Source organism: Burkholderia sp. NFPP32 (assembly GCF_900119325.1).
GTDB classification, from domain to species: Bacteria; Pseudomonadota; Gammaproteobacteria; order Burkholderiales; family Burkholderiaceae; genus Burkholderia; species Burkholderia pyrrocinia_C.
The window spans coordinates 24,545-46,471 of record NZ_FPJP01000022.1; the positions used below are offsets into that span (position 1 = coordinate 24,545).

A 21,927-nucleotide genomic window follows, 5' to 3' on the forward strand; every position below is an offset into this window, starting at 1 on the left:
TGATGCACCTATCGTTTCGGAAGCCGATCATGCGCACCACCTTATCCCTGGACGACGCCCTGCTCGCCAAAGCGCAGCAGTTGACTGGCGTCACCGAAAAGTCGGCGCTGGTAAGAGAAGCACTGCGCGCGCTGATTGCCCGCGAAAGCGCACGACGGCTGGCTCGTCTCGGCGGCACCGAACCCGATCTCGAACCCGTGCCGCGCCGCCCGTCGGAGCCAGCATGATTCTTGTCGACACGTCCGTCTGGATCGATCACCTGCGAGCCGGTGATGCAGCGCTCACTACGCTGCTCGAAGCCGAGCGGGTATTGATCCATCCGTTCGTCGTCGGCGAGCTTTCGCTCGGCAGCCTGCGCGATCGCCAGACCGTGCTGGACGCGCTGCGCGACCTCCCCGCTGCCACCTCGGCAACCGACGACGAAGTTCAACGCATGATCGATGTCGTGCCGCTTGACGGACTCGGCATCGGTTACGTCGACGCGCATCTGCTCGCTTCAGTCAGACTGACCAGCGGCAGCAAGCTGTGGACACGCGACCGGCGCCTGCTGGCCGCAGCCGACCGCCTGCAGCTCGCCGCTCGCCCCGCCCACTGACCCGACGAGATCGACGGCACGAACACCCGCCATGCAAAAAAGCGGAAGCGGCCCACCGGCCACTTCCGCCTTTCTGTTTCCCTGCCCCGGCGCACCAACCACCGGGTATCGTGCCCTCAATCGATCCGCCCCGTCACTCCGCCTTCCCGTCCCGCAGACGCGGAATTGCGAGCGGATTGCTTTCCTGCAGCCCTTCGGGCAGCAGGTCGTCCGGGAAGTCCTGGTAGCACACGGGCCGCAGGAAGCGCTCGATCGCCGTCGCGCCGACCGACGTGACGGCGGGGTTCGACGTCGCGGGGAACGGCCCGCCGTGCACCATCGCATCGCACACCTCGACGCCGGTCGGGTAACCGTTGACGAGCAGGCGCCCGGCCTGGCGTTCGAGGATCGGCAGCAGCCGGCGCGCGAGCGGCTTGTCGTCGGCGTCCATCTGCAGCGTGGCCGTGAGTTGGCCTTCGAGTGCGTCGAGTACACGCGCGACTTCGTCGAGATCGCGGCAGCGCACGATCAGCGACGCCGGCCCGAACACCTCGTGGCTGAACGCCGGCTCGGCCAGGAACGCCTGCGCACCGACTTCATACAGCGCGCCGCCCGCCTGGCATTCGGTCTGCGCGGCCTCGCCCGCGCCGATTTCGCGCACGCCCGGCAGTTCGGCCAGCTTGCCGCGGCCGTTGCGATACGCATCGGCGATGCCGCGCGTGAGCATCACGCCGGCCGGCTTCTTCGCGAGCGCCTGCGCAGCGACGGTCTCGAAGCGGTCGAGGTCGGGGCCGTCGATCGCGAGCACGAGGCCGGGGTTCGTACAGAACTGGCCGACGCCGAGCGTCAGCGAATCGACGAAGCCCGTCGCGATCGCGTCGCCGCGCGCGGCGAGCGCGGCCGGGAACAGCACGACGGGATTGATGCTGCTCATTTCCGCGTAGACGGGAATCGGCTGCGGGCGCGCGTTCGCGAGCTGCACGAGCGCCATGCCGCCCTGCCGCGAACCGGTGAAGCCGACGGCCTGGATCGCCGGATGGCTGACGAGCGCCGCGCCGGTCACGCGGCCGGGGCCGATCAGCAGCGAGAACACGCCGGCCGGCATCCCGCATTTCGCAACGGCGGCGCGGATCGCGCGGCCGACCAGCTCGGACGTGCCGAGGTGCGCTTCGTGCGCCTTCACGATCACCGGGCAGCCGGCCGCGAGCGCCGACGCCGTATCGCCGCCGGCCACCGAGAACGCGAGCGGGAAGTTGCTCGCGCCGAACACGGCGACGGGCCCGAGCCCGACCTTCTGCAGCCGCAGGTCCGCGCGCGGCAGCGGCGTACGCGCGGGCTGCGCGGGATCGATCGATGCGGCGAGGAAGCGCCCGTCGCGCACGACGCGCGCGAACAACCGGAGCTGGCCGACGGTGCGGCCGCGCTCGCCCTGCAGCCGCGCGACGGGCAGGCCCGTTTCGGCGTGCGCGCGCTCGATCAGCGCGTCGCCGAGCGCGACGATTTCATCCGCGATCGCGTCGAGAAACGCCGCGCGGGCCGCGAGCGGCTGCGCGCGGTACGCATCGAACGCGTCGCGCGCGAGTTCGCACGCGCGGTCGACGTCGGCCTGCGTCGCGACACCGAACGCCGGCGCATCGATCGGTGCGCCCTTCGTCGGATCGAACGCGTGCAAGGGTCCGGCCGACCCGGCCACCGCTTCGGCGCCGATCAGCATCTCTCCAGTCAGTTGCATGGGGTGTGCTCCGTGGTTCGTTCGGGAATGGTCCGTCAATTGTATCTCAACAGATACGATGTCTGCCGACAGCATGGCAGCATTCTCACCGCCTGCGATGGCGTCGACGATACACCGGAAAGCCTTGTGCAGTCAGCATAAGCGCGTCTTTCCCACATTGTGATGACGATCCTCGAGGGAAAACCCGAAGTTTCTGAATTCGGGCTTTCTCAATAAACTTTCAGCCATGTCATACGACGACGTACATTTAAAGTGAACGACCACACCTCTCCCCGCGATCTTCCGATCGAACTCGCCGGCAGCGCGCGCCGGACCGCCGTGCGCTACTGGATCCTGGCGATGCTGTTCGTCGTCACGACGCTCAACTACGCGGACCGCGCGACGCTGTCGATCACCGGTACGCCGATCCGCAAGGCGTTCGGCATCGATCCGGTGACGATGGGCTATATCTTCTCGGCGTTCAGCTGGGCGTACGTGCTCGCGCAACTGCCGAGCGGCTGGCTGCTCGACCGCTTCGGCGCGCGGCGCGTGTATGCGGCGAGCATCTTCCTGTGGTCGGCGTTCACGCTGCTGCAGAGCACGATCGGCCTCGGCGGCAGCGCCGCGTTCGCGGTCGCCGCGCTGTTCGCGATGCGCTTCGCGGTCGGCATCGCCGAGGCGCCCGCGTTCCCCGCCAACGCGAAAGTCGTCGCGAGCTGGTTCCCGACCGCCGAGCGCGGCACGGCGTCGGCGATCTTCAACGCCGCGCAGTATTTCGCGGCCGTGGTGTTCTCGCCGCTGATGGCGTGGCTCACGCATGCGTACGGCTGGCACCACGTGTACCTGTGGCTCGGCCTCGCTGGCATTGCGCTTGCGTTCCTGTGGCTGCGCGTGATGAAGGATCCGGCCGACCATCCAGCGGTGAACCGCGCGGAGCTCGACCATATCGAGCAGGGCGGCGGCCTCGTGCGGTCGAAGTCGCGCGGCACCGGTCCGGCGTCCGAAGGCAGCCGCGTCGCCGGCTGGTACTACGTGCGCCAGCTGCTGTCGAACCGGATGCTGATCGGCGTCTATCTCGGCCAGTACTGCGTGAACGTGCTCACGTACTTCTTCCTCACGTGGTTCCCGATCTACCTCGTGCAGGCGCGCGGCATGTCGCTGCTGAAGGCCGGTTTCATGACGTCGCTGCCCGCGATCTGCGGGTTCCTCGGCGGCGTGCTCGGCGGCATGCTGTCGGACGCGCTGATCCGCCGCGGCGTGTCGCTGACGCTCGCGCGCAAGATCCCGATCGTCGGCGGGATGCTGCTGTCGATGGTCATCATCGGCTGCAATTACGTCGACAGCGAAGCGCTCGTGATCGCGCTGATGGCCGTGTCGTTCTTCGGCAAGGGGATCGGCTCGCTCGGCTGGGCCGTGGTCGCGGATACCGCGCCGAAGGAAGCGATCGGCCTGTCGGGCAGCCTGTTCAACATGTTCGGCAACACGGCCGGCATCGTCGCGCCGATCGCGATCGGCTACCTGGTCGGCGCGAGCGGCTCGTTCAACGGCGCGCTCGTGTTCGTCGGGCTGAACGCGCTCGTCACGGTGTTCAGCTATCTCGTGATCGTGAAGGACATCAGGCGCGTCGAGCTGCGTCATCGCGACGCTTGAGCTTCGGCGGAAAATTTCGGCGCAAAAGGATGGAAGACGACGGCGGCCGCGTAAAAGCGGCCGCCGTTCTTGCGTCAGGTCGCGGAATGCACGACGCGCAGCATGTCGTGCACGCCGGATGTCATCAGCGCGAGGAACGCGAGCAGGCCGACATAGCAGAGCGCGTACGTCGTCTTCGTCTCGATCGACGTCGCGTAGTACACGCGGTTCTCCGGCGCGTCGGGATCGTAGCGCCACGCGCGCTTCAGTTGCGGCAGCGCGAGGATCGCCATCACGATCAGCAGCGGGCTCGGCCGATACACGAACAGCGCGATCAGCACCGGCACGCCCGCGAACCAGATGCGCGGCGACAGCACCGCGGTAATCCGCCCGCCATCGAACGGCGACAGCGGAATCATGTTGAACAGGTTCAGGAAGAAGCCCGTGTACGACAGCGCGAGCAGCAGGTTGCTGTCGTAGTGGCGTGCAGCCGCGTAGCAGGCCAGCGCGCCGAGCGTGCCGACGAACGGCCCGGCGAGCCCGACGTACGCTTCGGTTTCCGCGTCGTGCGGCATCTCCTTCAGCTGGATCCATGCGCCGACGAACGGGATGAACGTCGGCAGCCCGACGTCGAGCCCGCGCCGCTGCGCGGCCAGGTAGTGGCCGGCCTCGTGCACCAGCAGCAGCGCGACGAAACCGGCCGCGAACCGCCAGCCGTAGAACAGCGCGTAGACCGCGATCGACGCCAGCATGGTGCCCGCCGAAACGAGCACCTTGCCGAGCTTGAGGCCGCCGAAGATCAGCAGCAACAGCTTCGTCATTCCTTGCGCTCCGTGCCGGTTGCGTCGGGCGCATCGGCGACGGCCGGCACCACGGCCGCCTTCGGCTTGCGCCCGAAGAAGCGCTTCAGCGCCGCGCCGCCGGCCAGCAGCGCGACCGCGCCGATCTTGAAGAACTTCACCGCGAATGCGCCGATCAGCGCGAGCAGGCCGAGCTTCTTCGCGCCGACGCCGACGATCAGCGCCGCGAGGCCGTACTCCGCGACATGGTCGGTCGACTTGTTGAAATCGGCATAGCGCTTGCCGTCGTTGAAGCTGATGTTCGACAGCAGGCCGTCGGCCGACGCCTTGTACTTCGGCAGATCGGCCAGCGTCGACGCCATCGTCAGCGACAGGTAGCCGTCGCGGCCGAGCACGAGCGTCCGGTAGTTCACGCCGTCGTTCGCAGCGTTCGGGGCCGCACCCTTGTCACGGATGATCGCGGACCACACGAGCCGGTGCGTGGCCGCGTCGTACGCGGGCGCTTTTGCCCAGCCGACCACCTCGGTTTCGGGCAGGCCGCGTTCCTTGCGTGCCGGGTTGTTTTCCTCGGTGCCGGCCTGCAGGTTCTTCAGCAGTTCGTCGGGCTTCCAGTCCTTCGCGTCGTCGTCGCGGATGTAGCCGCTCGGCTCGAACGACACGACCGAAATCCAGTCGGCGTCGGGATCGTCGGGCAGCACGAGGCCGACCAGCTTCGATTCGTCGATCGAGTTGCCCATCGAACGCAGGTAGCGGCCGGCTTCGGCGGCCGGCACGAACGACTCGCCGGCCTTCAGCTTCAGCACGGCTTCGTGCTTCACGTCGATGTCGGTCGGCCCTTTGACGACGGCCTCGTTGGCGGCCGCGGCGGCGGCCCTCATTTCCACCTGCGCAGCTTCGGTCTGCGCATGGCCGCTGGTCGCGGCGAGTGCGAGCGTCGCCACGCAGGCGAGCCGCACGGCAAGCGTTTTCATTTTCATTGTTGGATTCCCCTGGAATGCCTTGTTGTAAACGTGCGCGGAACCGGCCCATGCATTGTCGTCGCGGGTCCGGAATCGCCTCTCAGGTGGCACGGAAGCTATGGTAACGCAGCGCCGGGGGCGCCCGGGGAGCCGCATGCGCAACGGGCCGTCGACCGCTGAAGCCAGCGGTCGGCGACGCGGGTCGGACCGGAATGCTTACCTTGCAGGTAATACCCGGCGCGTACAGGATTGCCTATCATCTGCGCATGAACCCGACCGCCACCCTCTCCTCGCCCTCCCCGTCCGCCGGCCGCGCGTCCGGCATCGGCCCGCTGCTGCGCACGTGGCGCCAGCGTCGGCGCCTGAGCCAGATGGCGCTCGCGCTCGACGCGGAAGTCTCGGCGCGCCATCTGAGCTTCGTCGAATCGGGTCGCGCGCAGCCAAGCCGCGAGATGGTGCTGCATCTCGCGGAACGGCTCGACGTGCCGCTGCGTGAGCGCAATGCGCTGCTGGTTGCGGCCGGCTTTGCACCGCTCTTTCGCGAGCGGCCGTTCTCGGATCCGCAGTTGGACGCCGCACGCCATGCGGTCGAAGCCGTGCTGCGCGGCCATGAGCCGTACCCGGCGCTCGCGGTCGACCGCCACTGGACGCTGCTCGCCGCGAACCGGATGCTCGGCGCGCTGGTCGCGCAGGCCGATCCGTCGCTGCTGCAGCCGCCCGTCAACGTGCTGCGGCTGAGCCTGCATCCGGACGGCCTCGCGTCGCAGATCGTCAACTGGCACGAATGGCGCGCGCACATCCTGCATCGGCTGCAGCGGCAGATCGATGCAAGCGGCGACCGCACGCTGCATGCGCTGCGCGACGAGCTTGCCGCGTATCCGGCGCCGGCCGGCCAACCCGACGACGCGCACGCGCACACCGACTTCGCTGATATTGCCGTGCCGCTGCGGCTGCGCACAGCGGGCGGCGAGCTGACGTTCTTCAGTACGACGACCGTGTTCGGCACGCCGGTCGACGTGACGCTGTCGGAACTCGCGATCGAGGCGTTCTTTCCGGCGAATCCGGAAACGGTGGACGCGATGCGGAAGCTGGCGGACGCGTTGGCGGTGTAGTAGCAAGCGCGCAGCGGAGATTGACGGAAGCCGACGCCCGAACGCCCGCTTCCGCGCTCAGGACCGGTATGCCGGCGGTCGGCGCAACCATCAAGACGACGCACTTTCCCCAAAGCATAGAGATCGGGCGCCATGGCAAACATGGGCGCTGGCGAGTCCTATCAAAATGCGTCGTCGCATCTCAATGCTGCAGATCCGGGACGCGTCCGCGTTCCGGAAAACGTCAAATGTAGCGGCCCCCGTGCCATTTCCCCTTGGACTCACTCCGCCGAATGTCAAATTTGTTTAGTACATCTTTTCAATTGGACTGTATTCGAACAAAGGCTTCGGCAAAAAAGATCGCGAATGCACTGCGATCGGGAAATCGTGAGAACGACAAGCGAGCCACAACACAATTTTTATATCGAGCCTAGGAAAAACATGAGCAAGATGCATCGAGGGTTGGGGAATCCGGCACTGCGCGCGCCGGCGAAGTCGAAAGCAGCGCTGGCCATCGCCGTGAGCGCAGCGGTTGTCGCATTCGCGGCTTCCGCACCCGCGCGCGCCGACTATGTGCAGAACGGGACGTCGACCGAAACGTCGGCCGGCTGTGTCGGCAACATCGCCATCTCGGGAAGCGGCACGTATCCGGCCGCTGCAACGGGCTGCGACAACGTGGCGATCGGCACTGCGGCAGTCGCGAATTCGGGCTCGTCGACCGGAGCCTATAGCGAAACCGTCGCGATCGGCCGCATGGCGGCCGCGACCGGTACGTTTGCGACGGCCGTCGGCGGAAATGCCGTGGCAACCGGCGACCAGGCGACGGCGATGGGCACGGCCGCAAGCGCGGTCGGAACCCAGGCGACGGCAGTCGGCAACGGAGCCATCGCGAACGGCACGACAGCATCCGCCTTCGGCCAGGGCGCGTTCGCCGTCGACCAGTCGACGGCGGTCGGGCAAAGCGCCAGCGCCACCACGACATTCTCCACGGCCGTGGGCAAGGGCAGCATTGCGGCCGGCGGTACGTCGCTCGGCTTTCAGGCAAACGCCGGCGCGAACGATGCGGTAGCGCTCGGCGTCGACAGTTCGGCCTCTGCTGTCGGGAGCATCGCCATTGCGCGTGCGACGGCATCCGCAGTGAATGCGGTCGCGATCGGCGAAGGCGCGAACGCCGCCGATGCGAATTCCGTCGCACTGGGCTCGAACGCGTCTACGCGCGCTTTCACGACCGTCAACAGCGTGACGCTCAACGGCGTCAGCTACGGCGGCTTCGCGGGCACGCCCGTGGGTGTGGTCAGCGTCGGCAGCGCGGGCGCCGAGCGTCAGATCGTGAACGTCGCGGCCGGCGCGATCAGCGCGACCAGCACGGATGCAGTCAACGGCTCGCAGCTCTTCTCGATCGCAAATCAAGTGTCGACGTTGACGGCGGACCTCGCCAGCCTCACGACGACCGTCGGCAAGATCTCGTCGAGCGTCCCGAGCGGCACGGTCGCCGATGGCACGGGAACCGCCATCGGCAGGAACACCGTTGTCAGCGTGCCGAACGGCACGGCGGTCGGCAACGGCGCGAACGTGTCCGGCGACAACGGCACGGGCGTCGGCGTCAATTCGACCGTCACGGCGACGAACGGAACCGCCATCGGCACGAATTCGAAAGTCACCGCGTCAAACGGAACGGCCATCGGCACCGGCTCGAATGTATCGGGCACGGATTCGACAGCCATCGGCACGAACAGCCGGGCCACCGCGAACAATGCGGTGGCGCTGGGCGCGAATTCGGTCGCCGACCGGGACAACACGGTATCGATCGGTTCGCCCGGTGCCGAACGTCAGTTGACCAACGTGGCCGACGGCACCGCGCCGACGGACGGCGTCAACGTGCGTCAGTTGAACGGCGCAATCAATTCGGTTCGCGAAGAAATGTCGAAGTATCGCAAGGACGCGAATGCCGGCACGGCAAGCGCGATTGCAATGGCAAACCTGCCGCAGGCAGTGCTGCCCGGCGAGAAGGTGGTCGCGCTCGGCGGCGGCACGTATGGCGGCCAAAGCGCAATGGCGGTCGGCCTTTCCGTCGCCACGGCGAAATGGCTGGTCAAAGGCTCGGTGACGACGGCCGTGTCGGGCCATGGCTCGTTCGGCGCGGGCGCCGGCGTCGGCTACCGCTGGTAATCCAGCTGCAGCGGCAACGCGTCGGGAGCTGTTTCCCGACGCCCGCAGGCCGGCCATCGGCGCCCATGCGCCGACGACATGACGGCGTGGCCCGTGCGGCCCGCCGTCATGTCACGTATACAACGACGCCGGCGGCAATTCTCCCGTCAGCGCGAACCGGCCGACATCGCGCAGCCGATAGTCGAGCGGATCGTGCAGCGTATGCGTGCGCGCATTCCGCCAGAAGCGGTCGAGGCCGAGCGACGCAGCCGTCGCACGCGCACCGCATGCGTCGAACAGCGCCTCGCCGTTGTCGAGCGCCGCGCGCTGCGCGACGATCTTCGCGTCCGATACCGCAAGCGCCACCTCCGCTCGCTCGTCCGCCGTCAGCGCATCGTGCCGCGCCCACGCGTGCTGCAACGCGCCGGCCGCGCGATCGGCCAGCGCCGCCGCGGCAACGGCCCGCACGCGCATGTCGCCGAAGCGCTGCAGCGTGTACGGATCGTCGCTCGCCTGCGCGGCGTCCGAGTGAATCCACGGCCGGCCATGCTTCAGCACATAATCGCGTGCCTCGACCAGCGCGCCTTCCGCGAGCCCGACGAACAGGTTTGTCAGCACGAGCTGCGACACGAGCGTGCGCAGCGTCGCGCGCGGCGTCGGCGGCGCCTCGGAACGGTGGAGCACCTCGTCCGGCGCGAGCGTCACGCCGTCGAAGCGCACGCTGCCGCTGTCGGTCTGGCGCTGGCCGATCGGGTCCCAGTCGTCGTTGACCGTGATACCCGGGCGATCGGTCGGCACCACGCCGAACACGGTGCGGCCGGTTTCCGGATCGTGCGCGGACACCGTCATCCGCTGCGAGCCGCGCGTGCCCGAACAGAAGCCCTTCACGCCGTCGAGCCGGTAGCCGCCGTCCGGCGTCGCGGTGGCCACCAGCCGCGTGTCGAGCGGATTGACCGCATTGCCCCACCACCAGCGCTGCTCGACCGTGCCGCGCAGATAACGTTCGCGCTGCGCGGCGCTGCCCCACACGTCGACGCTCACCACCTGCAGGCACTGGAACCCGACGAGATGCGCAAGCGCACTGTCGACGCGCGCGATCTGGCGGATCGCGTCGTAGATCGCGGGCCACGCGGCTTCCTGCCCACCGAACGCGCGCGGCACCGCGAGCGTCAGCAGGCCCGCGTCGGCGAGCCACTGTTTCTCCTGCGCCGCGTGACCGCCCGCGCGGTCGCGGGCGGCGGCGGTTGCACGCAGTGCGTCGATCGCGCGCGCAAGTGCGGCCGGATCGATTGCCGAGACATCCGTTGCCGCGGCGAGCGTCGCCGGGCCGCGTGGATCATTCATGCGACGGCTTCCTGTTCCTGGGTCGAGACGGCTTCCGACAACGGCACGAGTTTCCCGAGTTCGCGCCTGCCGGTCAACCGCGACAGGATCTCGCGCCGCCAGTCGTCGTAGATCGCGCGGTAGTCGGCGATATCCGCGCCGAACACGTGCGCGGTATGCGCATACTCGTCGTGCAGATAACCGTCGAGCCGCGCCTGCGTTTCCTCGTCGGCCGCGATCACGCGATCGATCAGCGCTTCGCGCTCGGCGGCCGGCAGCGCCTTCAACGTATCGAACCACCACTGGACGATCTGCACGCGATGCCACTCCTCGTCCGGCCGGATCCGGTTCTCGCCGTGCTCGCGCATCGCGCCGTCGCCGATGCGGCCGGTCTTGCGCTGGATCCACAGCTTCGCGAGGATGTGCAGCTCGTAATGCCATTCGAACGCGAGAAAGCCCGCGACGTCGCGCACCGCGATATCGCCGATGCGCGCCCAGTGCGCGGCGACGAGCCGGTCGACTTCCGGCAACGGATCGCGCCCCGTGAGTTCGCTCACGCGCTCGCGGCCGATCACCGCGTGCGCGCCGTCGTCGCCGAGCTGGCGCGACAGGATCAGCTGGAAATGCGGATCGTCGCGGAACAGCGTGTCGATCGCCTTCGCGACGACCTGCACGATGAACAGGTCGTGCGACGCCATCTTCGTGTAGTAGTCGGCGACGGCGGCCAGTTCGTCCGCGTTGCGCGGTTCGCGCGGCGGCGTGGCCAGCTTGGCCGGGAAGCCGGGACGATGGCGTCGCGCCACGTCGAGAAACAGCGCTTCCTCGAATTCTCCGTTCCATTCGCGCGGCGCGCCGATGGGCAAGGTCATAGGTATTGTTCTCTCAGGATCATGAATGAAACGAGCGGACGCTTGTGGCGTCGCTCAGGTGCGCCGGGTCACACGTCGGACCAGGCGGTCGCCCGTGATTTGCACGGCCGAGACGAGCGCGATCAGGATCACGATCACGGTCGCCATGACGGTGGTGTCGAAACGCTGGTAGCCGTAGCGGATCGCGAGATCGCCAAGCCCGCCCGCACCGACGGCGCCCGCCATCGCGGTCGAGCCGATCAGCGCGACGACGGTGATCGTGAAGCCGCCGAGCATGCCGGGCAGCGCCTCGGGCAGCAGCACGTGCCACACGATGTGGCGGCGCTTCGCGCCCATCGCGAGCGCGGCTTCGATCAGCCCGCGATCGACCTCGCGCAGGCTCACTTCGGCGATCCGCGCGAAGAACGGGATCGCGGCGATCGACAGCGGCACGACGGCCGCCCATACGCCGATCGTCGTGCCGATCAGCACGCGCGTGAACGGCAGCAGCGCGACGAGCAGGATGATGAACGGCGTCGAGCGGAACACGTTGACGAGCGCGCCGAGCACCGCGTTCACGCCGCGCCGCGCGTAGATGCCGCCGGGCGCGGTCGTCACGAGGATCACCGCGAGCGGAATGCCGATCAGCGCCGCGATCGCGGCCGACGCGGCGACCATCGACAGCGTGTCGCGGATCGCGTCGAGCAGTTCGGGCCACCAGAGCTCAAACATAGCCGAGCACCTCCGCGTGATTCGCATGGCGGCGCGCGCGTTCGAGCAGCGCGGCAACCGCGCCGCCGCGTGCCGACGACTGGCCGGCGTCATCCGCCCGCGGCGTGGCCGCGATCACGAGCCGCCCCTGCGCATGCCCCTGGATGCGCTCGATCCCGCCGTGCAGGAAACGCACCGAGCCGCCGAGCGCCGCCGCGAGCGCGCCGACGTCCGGCTCGCCGTCGCTCTCGCCCGTATAACGAACGTCGAGCACGACCTGCGCGCCGTCCGGCAACGCGGCCTGCTCGGGCAACGGCTGCACGCGCGCGGCCAGTTCAGCCGGCAGGTCGTGCACCAGCGTGCTGAGCAGCGCGCGCGTCGCGCCGTGGCGCGGATCGCCGAACACGCGCCACACCGGGCCCGTTTCGACGACTTCGCCCTGTTCGATCACCGCGACCGTGTCGCACACCGCGCGGATCACCTCCATCTCGTGCGTGATCAGCACGATCGTCAACCCGAGGCGGCGGTTGATGTCGGCGAGCAGCGCGAGGATCGACTGCGTCGTCTCGGGGTCGAGCGCCGACGTCGCCTCGTCGCACAACAGCACCTCGGGATCGTGTACGAGCGCGCGCGCGATTCCGACGCGCTGCTTCTGCCCGCCCGACAGGCTCGCCGGATACGCGTCGCGCTTCGCGGTCAGCCCGACGAGTTCGAGCAGCGCGTCGACCTTGCGCACGCGCTCGGCCTTCGGCACGCCGGCGATCTTCAGCGGCAGCGCGACGTTCTCGAATACCGTCTTCGCGGACAGCAGGTTGAAATGCTGGAACACCATGCCGGTGCGGCGGCGCAATGCGACGAGCCCGTCCTCGTCGAGCGCGCCGACGTCGATGCCCTGCACGCGCACGCGGCCCGAGCTCGGCCGTTCGAGGCCGTTCAGGAGCCGCAGCAGCGTCGACTTCCCGGCGCCGCTGCGGCCGATGATCCCGAACACCTCGCCGCGCCGCACGTCGAGCGTCACGTCGCGCAGCGCGGCGGCCTGGCCGCGCGGCGTCGCGAACACCTTGCCGACCTGCTCCAGCGACACGGCAACGCCGCCAGCCTGCGCGGCCGCCGCTTCATGCGTCGCGGAAGCAGCGCCTGCGCGCGCGGCCGATGCGTCGATGAAACCCAGCGTATCGAACAATTGCGTCATCGCTTCGCTCCGTCACGTTCAGGCGTGCGCGGGATGCGCGGGTTCGGGCGCGGCGGCCGGCCGATGCTGCGCGCCGGTGTGCCATGCAGGCAGGCGTGCGCCCGCGCCGAACAGCTTCTCGCGCAGCGTCGGCGCGGGATCGTAGTCTTCCTTGTAAGCGCCGCGGTTCTGCAGCTCGGGCACCACCCAGTCGACGAAATCCTCGAACGACTCGGGCATCACGGTGCGCGTCAGGTTGAAGCCGTCGATGCCCGTCTCGTCGATCCACGACTGCAGCTCGTCCGCGACCTGCGACGGCGAACCGACGATCGGCGCGTAGCGGCCGCCGAGCGACATCTGTTCGAGCATCCGGCGCACGGTCCACGTGCCGGTCGTGCTCTTGCGCGAGATCGCGTCGACGGCCGACTGGATCGAATCGGTCTTCACGTACGAGATCGGTTCGTCGAGGCCGTACTTCGCGAAGTCGATGCCGGTCGAGCTCGCGAAATGCGCGAGGCCGGCTTCGGGGCTCGCGTAGCGCCGGTATTCGTCGAATTTCTCGCGCGCGAGCCGCTCGGTCTCGGCCGTCACGACGCTCACGCCCGCGAAGATCCGGATCGACGCCGGGTCGCGCCCCTGCCGCGCGGCGGCCGCGCGGATGTCGAGCGCCGCCGCACGCGCGGCGGCCTTGCTCTGCCCGTTCACGAACACGCATTCCGCGTGCCGGCCCGCGAACTCGACGCCGCGCGCGGACGAACCGGCCTGGTACAGCACCGGCGTGCGCTGCAGCGACGGCTCGCTCAGGTGGATCGCGTCGACCGAATAGAACGGCCCGTCGTGCTTCACGCGCCGCACCTTGCCCGGCTGCGCGAACACGCGCGCCTGGGCATCGCGGATCACCGCGTCGTCGTCCCAGCTCTGTTCCCACAGCTTGTAGACGACGTCCATGTAGTCGTCCGCGCGCTCGTAGCGGTCGTCGTGGCCGACCTGCTGCGCGAGGCCCATCCCGCGCGCGGCGCTGTCGAGATAACCGGTGACGATGTTCCAGCCGACGCGCCCCTTCGTCAGGTGGTCGAGCGTCGACATGCGGCGCGCGAACAGGTAAGGCGGCTCGTAGGTCAGGTTCGCGGTCACGCCGAAGCCGAGATGCCGCGTGACCTGCGCCATCGCGGGCACGAGCAGCAGCGGATCGTTGACGGGCACCTGCACCGATTCGCGCAGCGCGGCGTCGGGGCCGCCGCCGAACACGTCGTACACGCCGACGATGTCCGCGAGAAAGATCCCGTCGAACTTGCCGCGTTCGAGCGTCTTCGCGAGATCGGCCCAGTAGTCGAGATCGGTGTAGTGCGCGGAGCGGTCGCGCGGATGCGTCCACAACCCGTGATTGATGTGCCCGACGCAGTTCATGTTGAACGCGTTGAGCAGGATCTTCTTCCGGTTCGCCGTCGTCATGTCAGCCTCCGTCACCACGCGATCGCGTACAGCGAGCCGAACGCGTTGTCGAGCGCCTTGCGCACGGCCGGCGAGTGCTGGTAGATCGCGATGAACTTGCGGATGCGCGGGTCATTCACGCTGTCGGGCCGCACGACCCACTGGATCGCGAAGATCTTGTTCTCGGTGCCGTCGAACAGCAGCGCGCTGTTCGGGTCGGTCGTGCCGGCAAGCTTGATGAAGCTCGGATAGCCCTGCGCGAGATCGACGTCGTCGAGCGAACGCGCGAGCTGCGATGCTTCGAGCGGAATGATCTTCAGGTGCTTCGGGTTGGACACGATGTCGTGCGTCGTCGCGCGGTAGTCGGCGCCCGGCTTCAGCGTGATCAGCCCCGCGCGCTGCAGCAGCAACAGCCCGCGTCCGCCGTTCACCGGATCGTTCGCGATCGCGACGCGCGCGCCGTCCTTCAGCTCGGCAAAGCTTTTCACCTTCTTCGAATAGAGGCCGATCTTCATGATCGTGCCGGGCGCGATCGACACGAAGTTGTAGCCGCCCTGTTTGTTCGCGTTCTCGAGAAACGGGATGTGCTGGAAGTAGTTGACGTCGATGTCCTTGTTCGCGAGCGCCGCGTTCGGCGTATTCCAGTCGGTGAACTCGACGATCTTCACGTCGAGCCCCTGCGCCTTCGCCTCCTTCGCGGCGATCTTCAGCGCTTCGATCTGCGGGCTGGTCGAGATGCCGACCTTCAGCGGCGCGGTGTCGGCGCGTGCGCCGTTCGGCAGCCCGACGCCGAACAACCCGGCGAGCAGCACGGCCGCCAGCAGGCGGGCCGGCCGCGCGAAGCGGCCGGAGGAAAAGCGGGCGGAAAAAACGGCATGCAGCATGGAAACCACTCTCCTGTCCAAAGACGGTATCGACGGATGAGCGACGCCGCGGCGAACGCGCGGGCGTTCTCCGGACAGTCGTCGTCGCATCGGAAAAGGATCAGCCGATGATAGAGAGCGGCGAGGGGGCGGTCTACGAAGCGATTGTGCGAAGAAAATCTCGCGCGGCGATATGGCGGTCGATCGGGCGCGGCCGGGGGCCCGGCCGGCCATCCGGCCGAAATCTCGGCCTGCCCGCCGCACGAATTCCGAAATCTCGGAACGGCCTTCGCGCCGCCCTTTCCGCAGACGATACAAATCCCTTATGAATCAACGATCTGCAAACAAGCCGACAGGCCGACACCTTGGCACGGAGGTTGCGTAATAGTCGGCACACGATGCCGCGAAGCAAAGCAGGCATTCCAACATCAGGAGACACGTCTTGCAGACCTCTATCCATACCCCGTCCCATCCCGAGCCGATTGCCGAAGCCGGCCCCGCCACGCGCGCACGCTTCTGGCCGGAAGGCTGGTGGAAGCTGATGGAAATCCGCATCGGCATCATCCCGCTGCCGGTCTACGTGATCCTGTTCGGGTTGATCGTCGGCTTCGCGGTGACGGGCAAGGTGCCCGGCGAAATCTCGATGGCGATCGCCGTGCTCGCGTTCTTCGGCTTCACGTGCGCCGAACTCGGCAAGCGCCTGCCGCTGCTGCGCAACATCGGCGCGGCCGCGATTTTCGCGACCTTCGTGCCGTCGGCGCTCACGTACTACCACCTGCTGCCGAAGCCGGTGCTGAACCTGACGGTCGAATTCACGAAGTCGACCAACTTCCTGTACCTGTTCATTGCGTCGATCATCGTCGGCAGCATCCTGAGCATGGACCGCCGCGTGCTGATCCAGGGCTTCTTGAAGATCTTCATCCCGCTCGCCGTCGGCTCGGTCGCCGCGGCGATCGTCGGCACGGCGGTGGGCACCGCGCTCGGCCTCGGCGCGCGCCACACGCTGCTGTACATCGTCGTGCCGATCATGGCCGGCGGCGTCGGCGAAGGCGCGATTCCGCTGTCGATCGGCTATTCGGAACTGATGCACCTGCCGCAGGGCGAGATGTTCGCGATGGTGCTGCCGCCGGTGATGCTCGGCAGCCTGACCGCGATCATCCTGTCGGGCGCGCTCGACATGCTCGGCAAGCGCCTGCCGCACCTGACGGGCAACGGCCGCCTGCAGGTCGGCGAAACCGGCGACATGACGCCGGAAAACGAAGAAATCCGCGGCCACGTCGACGTCACGCACATCGCGGGCGCCGGCATCACGGCGATCACGCTGTACCTCGTCGGCCTGATGGCACACAAGCTGTTCGGCCTGCCCGCGCCGGTCGCGATGCTGTTCCTCGCGGTGCTCGTGAAGCTCGCGCGCGCGGTGTCGCCGCCGCTGCAGGAAGGCGCGTTCGTCGTCTACAAGTTCTTTTCGACCGCCGTCACGTATCCGCTGCTGTTCGCGATCGGCGTCGCGATGACGCCGTGGGACAAGCTGACCGCCGCATTCACGATCGTCAACGTCGTGACGATCGTGTCGACCGTCGCGACGCTGATGGGCACCGGTTTCGTGGTCGGCCGCCTGATGAAGATGTACCCTATCGACACCGCAATCGTGAACGCGTGCCATAGCGGGCAAGGCGGCACCGGCGACGTCGCGATCCTGACCGCCGCGAACCGGATGCAGCTGATGCCGTTCGCGCAGATCGCGACGCGCATCGGCGGCGCGATCGTCGTCACGGTGACGCTGATCCTGGTCGCGCACTTCGGGTGACGCTCCGCCGCGCGCCTCGTCGCGCCGGCTGCTTCGCACGCGCCGCCGCCGGCTTTGCCGGCGCGCGGCGCGCGTCGTTGCGGCGACGCGGTTGCTGACGACCGGTTGCGGGCTTCGATGAGGGCGAACGTGCAGAAGAGCTTCAAGGGAATCCCGTGGTGGGGCTGGGCGTCGGCGGCCGTGCTGTATGTCGGCGTGGCGGGCGCGGCCGTCGATTTCGCATGGGAACGCGCGATCGACGCGCTCGAGGAAACCGGCGCGCACCGGCTCGACCTGTATGCGTCGAGCCTGAAGAGCGAGCTCGGCCGCTTCGAGATCCTGCCCGGCCTGGTCGCGCGGCAGGACGGCGTGCGTGCGATGCTGAAGGCCGCGCCGCACGACGCGCCCGACCTCGTGCACAAGGTGAACACGTACCTCGAAGCCGTGAACCGCGACGCGGGCAGCGGCGCGGTCGACGTGATCGACCTGCAGGGCGAAGTGATCGCCGCCAGCAACTGGAACGAGACGATCAGCTTCGTCGGCACCAACGTGTCGTACCGGCCGTACTTCAAGGACGCGCTCGCGCGCGGCAGCGGCCGCTTCTTCGGCATCGGCACCAACACGGGCGTGCCGGGCGTCTACTTCGCCAGCGCGGTGCGCGACGACGGCGTGCCGATCGGCGTGGCCGCCGTGAAGATCAGCGTCGATTCGCTCGAATCGGCATGGCGCGCGCCGGGTGTCGCCGCGATGGTCGTCGACAGCAACGGCGTGGTCGTGATTTCGACCGAACCCGCATGGAAATTCACCGCGCTGCGCCCGATCACCGCGCAGCAGCAGCACGACATCCAGGCGTCGCGCCAATACGCGGGCCGTACCGTCGACGCGCTGCCGTACCGCCACATCGGCGAGCGCAGCGCGGCCGCGTGGCTCGGCGCGTTCCCCGATCCGCGCCGCGCCGGCCGCAGCACGCGCTATCTGGTGATGTCGCGGCCCGCGCCGCAGGCCGGCGATTCGCTGATGGTGCTGCTCGACGTCGCGGGCGCGCGGCGCCAGCAGCAGACGGCGTTCGTGTTCGTCACGGGCGCGTTCCTGATCGCCGCGCTGCTGGCCGGCTACGCGATCCAGCGCCGCCGGGCAATCGTCGCGCGGCTGAGCGCACAGGATGCGCTGCGCCGCGCGAACGACCGGCTCGAACTGACCGTCGCGCAGCGCACGGCCGCGCTGACGGCCGCGAACGAGCGGATGCAGCGCGAGATCGACGAGCGCGAGCGCACCGAGCAGCGGCTGCGCGATTCGCAGCAGGAAGTCGTGCACGCGGGCAAGCTCGCGGTGCTCGGGCAGATGGCCGCCGGCCTCACGCACGAGCTGAACCAGCCGCTCGTCGCGATCCGCACGCTGTGCGACAACGCGCGCACGTTCTTCGCGCGCGGCCAGCCGGCGCAGGCGGATGCCAATCTCGAACGGATCGGCAAGCTCGTCGACAGCATGGCCGTGCTCACCGGCGAGCTGAAAACCTTCGCGCGCAAGCCCGACGTCGAGCGCGTCGCGGTGTCGCTGAACGAGGCCGTCGCGCATGCGCGGCTCATCTACGACGCGCGAATCCGCGACGAAGGCGTGCGGCTCGACGTGAACATCGCGCCCGGCACGGCGGTGTCCGCTGAATCGAGCCAGTTGCAGCAGGTGATCGTGAACCTGCTCGGCAACGCGCTCGACGCGGTGCACGACGCGCCCGTGCGCCGCATCGTCATCGAGGCGGCCGAGCCGGACGAAGCCGGCCGCGTGCGCTTCACGATCGCCGACAGCGGCGCCGGCATCGCGCCCGACGTGCTGCCGCACCTGTTCGAGCCGTTCGTCACGACCAAGCCGCGCGGCCAGGGCCTCGGGCTCGGCCTCGCGATCACGTCGCGCATCGTCGAGGCGTTCGGCGCGAAGATCGCCGCGACGAACCGCGTCGAAGGCGGCGCGCAGTTCAGTATCGAATTCGCGGCGGCGACGCTGCAAAGGACAGAGCATGGAAGATGAGATTCGGGTGCTGGTCGTCGAGGACGATGAAAACGTCCGGATCGGCGTCGAGCAGGCCGTCGCGCTCGCCGGGTTCCCGGTCGACGCGTTCGCGTCGGCCGCCGACGCGCTCGCGCACGTCGCACCCGGCGCACCGGTGGTGATCGTGTCGGACGTGCGGATGCCGGGCATCGACGGGCTGCAGCTGCTCGATCGCGTGATGGCCGTCGATGCGCAGATCCCGGTCGTGCTGATCAGCGGCCACGCGGATATCTCGACGGCCGTCGGCGCGATGCAGGTCGGTGCGTACGACTTCATCGAGAAGCCGTTCTCGTCGGACGTGATCGCCGGCCGCGTCGCGCGCGCGGTCGAGAAGCGCCGCCTGACGCTCGAGGTGCAGGGGCTGCGCGCGGCGCTCAACAACTGGCAGGGCATCGAGGCGTACGTGCTCGGCAAGTCGCCTGCGATAGCCGACGTGCGCAAGAAGATCCTGCGCCTCGCCGATACGTCGGTGTCGGTGCTGATCACCGGCGAAACCGGCACCGGCAAGGAACTGATCGCGCGCAGCCTGCACGACTTCGGCGGCCGGCGCGACGCGCATTTCGTCGCGCTGAACTGCGGCGGCCTGCCCGAGCAGATCTTCGAGAGCGAACTGTTCGGCCACGAAGCCGGCGCGTTCACCGGCGCGATCAAGAAGCGCATCGGCAAGATCGAATGGGCGCACGGCGGCACGCTGTTCCTCGACGAGATCGAGACGATGCCGATTCCGCTGCAGATCAAGATGCTGCGCGTGCTCCAGGAGCGCGTGGTCGAGCGGCTCGGCGCGAACGAGCTGATTCCGGTCGACTGCCGCGTGGTTGCCGCGTCGAAGGCCGATCTCGCCGAACTCGCGGCCGACGGGCGTTTTCGTGCGGATCTTCTGTATCGCCTCAACGTCGCGCAGATCGAGCTGCCGCCGTTGCGCGAGCGGCGCGAGGACGTGCCGCTGCTGTTCGAGCATTTCGTGCTCGCGGCCGCGCGGCGCTTCGGGCAGCCGGCGCCGGTCGTCACGGCTGCGCAGGTGTCCGAACTGATGACGCACGCATGGCCCGGCAACGTGCGCGAGCTGCAGAACGTGGCCGATCGCTTCGTGCTCGGGCTGACCGGCGACAGCCTGCTGTCGTCGGGCGATGCGCCAGCCGTGGGCGGCACGCTCGCGGAACAGCTCGCGTATTTCGAACGGATGCTGATCGAGGACATGCTGCAGCGTCACCACGGCAACGTTGCGGACGCAAGCGTCGCGCTCGGCATGCCGAAGAAGACGCTCTATCACAAGCTGCGCAACCTGCGGATTCCCGCGCGCGGCGACGCGGCGGCCGACGGCGGCGAATGACGCGAACGAGGACACGCACCACGGCATGGATCGCATCGAAGTCACCGAACACGGCCGCCTCATTGGCCCAACCCACGGCCAAACCCACGGCCACCTGATCCGCGGCGTCACGCGCGCGCGGAAAACCTTCCGCCCGAGCGACTGGCCCGAGCGCCTCGCGGGCGTCATCACGCTGTTCGTCGGCGAACGCCGGCCCGGCTATCCGTGCGCGCTGTCGCGGCTCGCGATGCCGGTCGTCGACGGCGGCGTCAAATGCCTGATCGTGTCGGACGAATTGCGCGACGTGTGCGCCGACGCGTTCGACTTCGCAATGCAGTTCGCGACCGACAACGACCTCCCCGTCGAGCTTCGGGCCGCGCCCGCGTTGACGGTGCGCTGACGCGCAGCCCCCTGCCGCCCCTCTTTTCCGGTGCGTTTGCGCGTGTGCGCAGGCCGCCGCACGCCCTTTCTCCGCCGAAATCAATCGTCAGATGATTGAAGGCTTCGACATATGGCCACGCTCCGACAGGGGTTTGCGGCGCAGCCATCAATAAAATTGATCGTCACGATGAAAATTATGCGTTTTCCTTGCAGGTCGCCGTGATGCATAGTTGCGTCGTGTTGACGCACCTTTGAGTCTTTCAGTCATGAACATGCGAATCGAGCCGTCCGTGCTCGCGAACCCCAACCTGCAATTTGCGACGCTTTCGTCAGGCATCAGCCTGCCGTATGTCGAGCGGGGCAGCGGCGCGCCGATGGTGTTCGTGCACGGCTCGCTGTGCGACTACCGCTACTGGGATCCGCAGCTTGCGTCGCTGTCGGCCCACTACCGCTGCATCGCGCCGAGCCTCAGCCATTACTGGCCGGCCGTCGAAGCGGGCATCCAGGACGAGTTCAGCTGGCAGAACCACGTCGACGAGCTCGCCGAATTCATCGACGCACTCGATCTCGGCCCCGTGCACCTGGTCGGCCATTCGCGCGGCGGCAGCATCGCGTTCAACGTCGCGTGCCAGCATCCGCACCTCGTCGACACGCTGACGCTCGCCGATCCGGGCGGCCCGCTGCAGCAGCAGGGCGTGCGCGAAGCCGCGCTGCCGGCCGCCGCGATCGCGCTGCGCACGAAGGCCGTGAGCCTGATCGGGCAAGGCGACGTCGAATCCGGTCTCGAGATGTTCGTCGATTCGGTGAGCCTGCCCGGCGCATGGAAAAAGAGCACGTCGCGCTTCCGCACGATGGCGATCGACAACGCGAGCACGCTGCCGAAGCAGTTGCGCGACCCGCTGCCCGCGTATTCGCAGCACACGGCCGGCGATATCGCATGCCGCACGCTGTTGATCGACGGCCAGCGCAGCCCGAAGATGTTCCGCAACAACGTCGACACGCTGTCGCAGTGGATCGGCGATGCGCAACGGCAGACCGTCGCAGGCGCATCGCACGGGATGAATGCGGCGAGCCCGGCGGTGTTCAACCGTTACGTGCACGAGTTCGTCGCCGCGTAATTTCCCGGGCGGCGTTCGTTCCGCCCGATCT

19 protein-coding genes are annotated in these 21,927 nt (G+C 68.2%); 10 read left to right on the forward strand and 9 right to left on the reverse strand.

Features of this window, described 5'->3' with window-relative positions; translation table 11 throughout:
* Positions 1 to 29: 29 nt before the first annotated feature.
* A complete protein-coding gene (locus BT264_RS29575) occupies positions 30 to 227 on the forward strand; it encodes a type II toxin-antitoxin system VapB family antitoxin (protein ID WP_072444647.1) in 198 nt (65 codons plus the stop codon).
* A complete protein-coding gene (locus BT264_RS29580) occupies positions 224 to 595 on the forward strand; it encodes a type II toxin-antitoxin system VapC family toxin (RefSeq protein ID WP_072444606.1) in 372 nt (123 codons plus the stop codon). The genes BT264_RS29575 and BT264_RS29580 overlap by 4 nt, the downstream gene beginning before the upstream one ends.
* A gap of 133 nt (positions 596 to 728) precedes the next feature.
* On the opposite strand, the gene BT264_RS29585 is transcribed toward BT264_RS29580, so the two are convergent.
* The gene (locus BT264_RS29585) at positions 729 to 2,306 is read right to left on the reverse strand and encodes an aldehyde dehydrogenase (NADP(+)) (protein WP_072444604.1); all 1,578 of its coding nucleotides are present in this window, start codon (positions 2,304 to 2,306) and stop codon (positions 729 to 731) included.
* 252 nt (positions 2,307 to 2,558) lie between these two features.
* On the opposite strand from BT264_RS29585, the gene BT264_RS29590 reads away from it, so the two are divergent.
* On the forward strand, positions 2,559 to 3,935 hold the full coding sequence (locus BT264_RS29590) for an MFS transporter (protein WP_072444602.1): 1,377 nt from the start codon (positions 2,559 to 2,561) through the stop codon (positions 3,933 to 3,935).
* A gap of 74 nt (positions 3,936 to 4,009) precedes the next feature.
* Here the strand turns inward: BT264_RS29590 and BT264_RS29595 are convergent, their stop codons facing one another.
* Both BT264_RS29595 and BT264_RS29600 read right to left on the reverse strand, forming a co-directional pair.
* Positions 4,010 to 4,735, reverse strand: a complete 726-nt coding sequence (locus tag BT264_RS29595) for a site-2 protease family protein (RefSeq protein WP_072444600.1) — start codon at positions 4,733 to 4,735, stop codon at positions 4,010 to 4,012.
* A complete protein-coding gene (locus BT264_RS29600; protein ID WP_072444645.1) occupies positions 4,732 to 5,685 on the reverse strand; it encodes a DUF2167 domain-containing protein in 954 nt (317 codons plus the stop codon). The genes BT264_RS29595 and BT264_RS29600 overlap by 4 nt, the downstream gene beginning before the upstream one ends.
* A 254-nt stretch (positions 5,686 to 5,939) precedes the next feature.
* Between BT264_RS29600 and BT264_RS29605 the strand changes: the two genes are divergently transcribed.
* The gene (locus tag BT264_RS29605) at positions 5,940 to 6,785 is read left to right on the forward strand and encodes a helix-turn-helix domain-containing protein (RefSeq protein ID WP_072444598.1); all 846 of its coding nucleotides are present in this window, start codon (positions 5,940 to 5,942) and stop codon (positions 6,783 to 6,785) included.
* Between the two features lie 420 nt (positions 6,786 to 7,205).
* A complete protein-coding gene (locus BT264_RS29610; RefSeq protein WP_072444596.1) occupies positions 7,206 to 8,933 on the forward strand; it encodes a YadA family autotransporter adhesin in 1,728 nt (575 codons plus the stop codon).
* Positions 8,934 to 9,044: 111 nt separating this feature from the next.
* Here the strand turns inward: BT264_RS29610 and BT264_RS29615 are convergent, their stop codons facing one another.
* From BT264_RS29615 to BT264_RS29640, 6 genes are read right to left on the reverse strand one after another with little or no spacing between them, the layout of a single operon-like run.
* A complete protein-coding gene (locus BT264_RS29615) occupies positions 9,045 to 10,256 on the reverse strand; it encodes an acyl-CoA dehydrogenase family protein (protein WP_072444583.1) in 1,212 nt (403 codons plus the stop codon).
* Complete coding sequence (locus BT264_RS29620) at positions 10,253 to 11,104, reverse strand: hypothetical protein (RefSeq protein WP_072444582.1); 852 nt, start codon at positions 11,102 to 11,104, stop codon at positions 10,253 to 10,255. The genes BT264_RS29615 and BT264_RS29620 overlap by 4 nt, the downstream gene beginning before the upstream one ends.
* A 54-nt stretch (positions 11,105 to 11,158) precedes the next feature.
* Positions 11,159 to 11,815, reverse strand: coding sequence for a methionine ABC transporter permease (locus BT264_RS29625; protein WP_027781522.1), 657 nt, complete (start codon positions 11,813 to 11,815; stop codon positions 11,159 to 11,161).
* Positions 11,808 to 12,986, reverse strand: coding sequence for a methionine ABC transporter ATP-binding protein (locus tag BT264_RS29630; RefSeq protein WP_072444580.1), 1,179 nt, complete (start codon positions 12,984 to 12,986; stop codon positions 11,808 to 11,810). Before BT264_RS29630 ends, BT264_RS29625 begins: the two co-directional genes overlap by 8 nt.
* Positions 12,987 to 13,004: 18 nt before the next feature.
* Positions 13,005 to 14,417: an LLM class flavin-dependent oxidoreductase gene (locus tag BT264_RS29635; RefSeq protein WP_072444578.1), complete on the reverse strand. Its 1,413-nt coding sequence runs from the start codon at positions 14,415 to 14,417 to the stop codon at positions 13,005 to 13,007.
* Between the two features lie 11 nt (positions 14,418 to 14,428).
* The gene (locus BT264_RS29640) at positions 14,429 to 15,280 is read right to left on the reverse strand and encodes a MetQ/NlpA family ABC transporter substrate-binding protein (protein ID WP_072444576.1); all 852 of its coding nucleotides are present in this window, start codon (positions 15,278 to 15,280) and stop codon (positions 14,429 to 14,431) included.
* Between the two features lie 421 nt (positions 15,281 to 15,701).
* Here BT264_RS29640 and BT264_RS29650 point away from each other — a divergent pair, with 421 nt between their 5' ends.
* From BT264_RS29650 to BT264_RS29670, 5 genes are all read left to right on the forward strand, one after another.
* A complete protein-coding gene (locus BT264_RS29650; protein WP_072444572.1) occupies positions 15,702 to 17,066 on the forward strand; it encodes a 2-hydroxycarboxylate transporter family protein in 1,365 nt (454 codons plus the stop codon).
* Positions 17,067 to 17,183: 117 nt separating this feature from the next.
* Positions 17,184 to 19,067 carry a sensor histidine kinase gene (locus BT264_RS29655; RefSeq protein WP_072444644.1) on the forward strand — a complete coding sequence of 628 codons (1,884 nt, stop codon included), beginning with the start codon at positions 17,184 to 17,186 and terminating at the stop codon, positions 19,065 to 19,067.
* Positions 19,057 to 20,418: a sigma-54-dependent transcriptional regulator gene (locus tag BT264_RS29660; protein ID WP_072444570.1), complete on the forward strand. Its 1,362-nt coding sequence runs from the start codon at positions 19,057 to 19,059 to the stop codon at positions 20,416 to 20,418. Before BT264_RS29655 ends, BT264_RS29660 begins: the two co-directional genes overlap by 11 nt.
* Before the next feature lie 25 nt (positions 20,419 to 20,443).
* Positions 20,444 to 20,797 carry a DUF3579 domain-containing protein gene (locus BT264_RS29665; RefSeq protein ID WP_072444568.1) on the forward strand — a complete coding sequence of 118 codons (354 nt, stop codon included), beginning with the start codon at positions 20,444 to 20,446 and terminating at the stop codon, positions 20,795 to 20,797.
* A gap of 247 nt (positions 20,798 to 21,044) precedes the next feature.
* The gene (locus BT264_RS29670; RefSeq protein ID WP_072444566.1) at positions 21,045 to 21,896 is read left to right on the forward strand and encodes an alpha/beta fold hydrolase; all 852 of its coding nucleotides are present in this window, start codon (positions 21,045 to 21,047) and stop codon (positions 21,894 to 21,896) included.
* The last annotated feature ends 31 nt before the right edge of the window (positions 21,897 to 21,927 follow it).

Coding starts and splice junctions, on each gene's coding strand:
- BT264_RS29575 (WP_072444647.1), top strand. CDS start 30: ATGCGCACCACCTTATCCCTGGACGACGCCCTGCTCGCCAAAGCGCAG.
- BT264_RS29580 (WP_072444606.1), top strand. CDS start 224: ATGATTCTTGTCGACACGTCCGTCTGGATCGATCACCTGCGAGCCGGT.
- BT264_RS29585 (WP_072444604.1), bottom strand. CDS start 2,306: ATGCAACTGACTGGAGAGATGCTGATCGGCGCCGAAGCGGTGGCCGGG.
- BT264_RS29595 (WP_072444600.1), bottom strand. CDS start 4,735: ATGACGAAGCTGTTGCTGCTGATCTTCGGCGGCCTCAAGCTCGGCAAG.
- BT264_RS29600 (WP_072444645.1), bottom strand. CDS start 5,685: ATGAAAACGCTTGCCGTGCGGCTCGCCTGCGTGGCGACGCTCGCACTC.
- BT264_RS29605 (WP_072444598.1), top strand. CDS start 5,940: ATGAACCCGACCGCCACCCTCTCCTCGCCCTCCCCGTCCGCCGGCCGC.
- BT264_RS29610 (WP_072444596.1), top strand. CDS start 7,206: ATGAGCAAGATGCATCGAGGGTTGGGGAATCCGGCACTGCGCGCGCCG.
- BT264_RS29615 (WP_072444583.1), bottom strand. CDS start 10,256: ATGAATGATCCACGCGGCCCGGCGACGCTCGCCGCGGCAACGGATGTC.
- BT264_RS29620 (WP_072444582.1), bottom strand. CDS start 11,104: ATGACCTTGCCCATCGGCGCGCCGCGCGAATGGAACGGAGAATTCGAG.
- BT264_RS29625 (WP_027781522.1), bottom strand. CDS start 11,815: ATGTTTGAGCTCTGGTGGCCCGAACTGCTCGACGCGATCCGCGACACG.
- BT264_RS29630 (WP_072444580.1), bottom strand. CDS start 12,986: ATGACGCAATTGTTCGATACGCTGGGTTTCATCGACGCATCGGCCGCG.
- BT264_RS29635 (WP_072444578.1), bottom strand. CDS start 14,417: ATGACGACGGCGAACCGGAAGAAGATCCTGCTCAACGCGTTCAACATG.
- BT264_RS29640 (WP_072444576.1), bottom strand. CDS start 15,280: ATGCTGCATGCCGTTTTTTCCGCCCGCTTTTCCTCCGGCCGCTTCGCG.
- BT264_RS29655 (WP_072444644.1), top strand. CDS start 17,184: ATGAGGGCGAACGTGCAGAAGAGCTTCAAGGGAATCCCGTGGTGGGGC.
- BT264_RS29660 (WP_072444570.1), top strand. CDS start 19,057: ATGGAAGATGAGATTCGGGTGCTGGTCGTCGAGGACGATGAAAACGTC.
- BT264_RS29665 (WP_072444568.1), top strand. CDS start 20,444: ATGGATCGCATCGAAGTCACCGAACACGGCCGCCTCATTGGCCCAACC.
- BT264_RS29670 (WP_072444566.1), top strand. CDS start 21,045: ATGAACATGCGAATCGAGCCGTCCGTGCTCGCGAACCCCAACCTGCAA.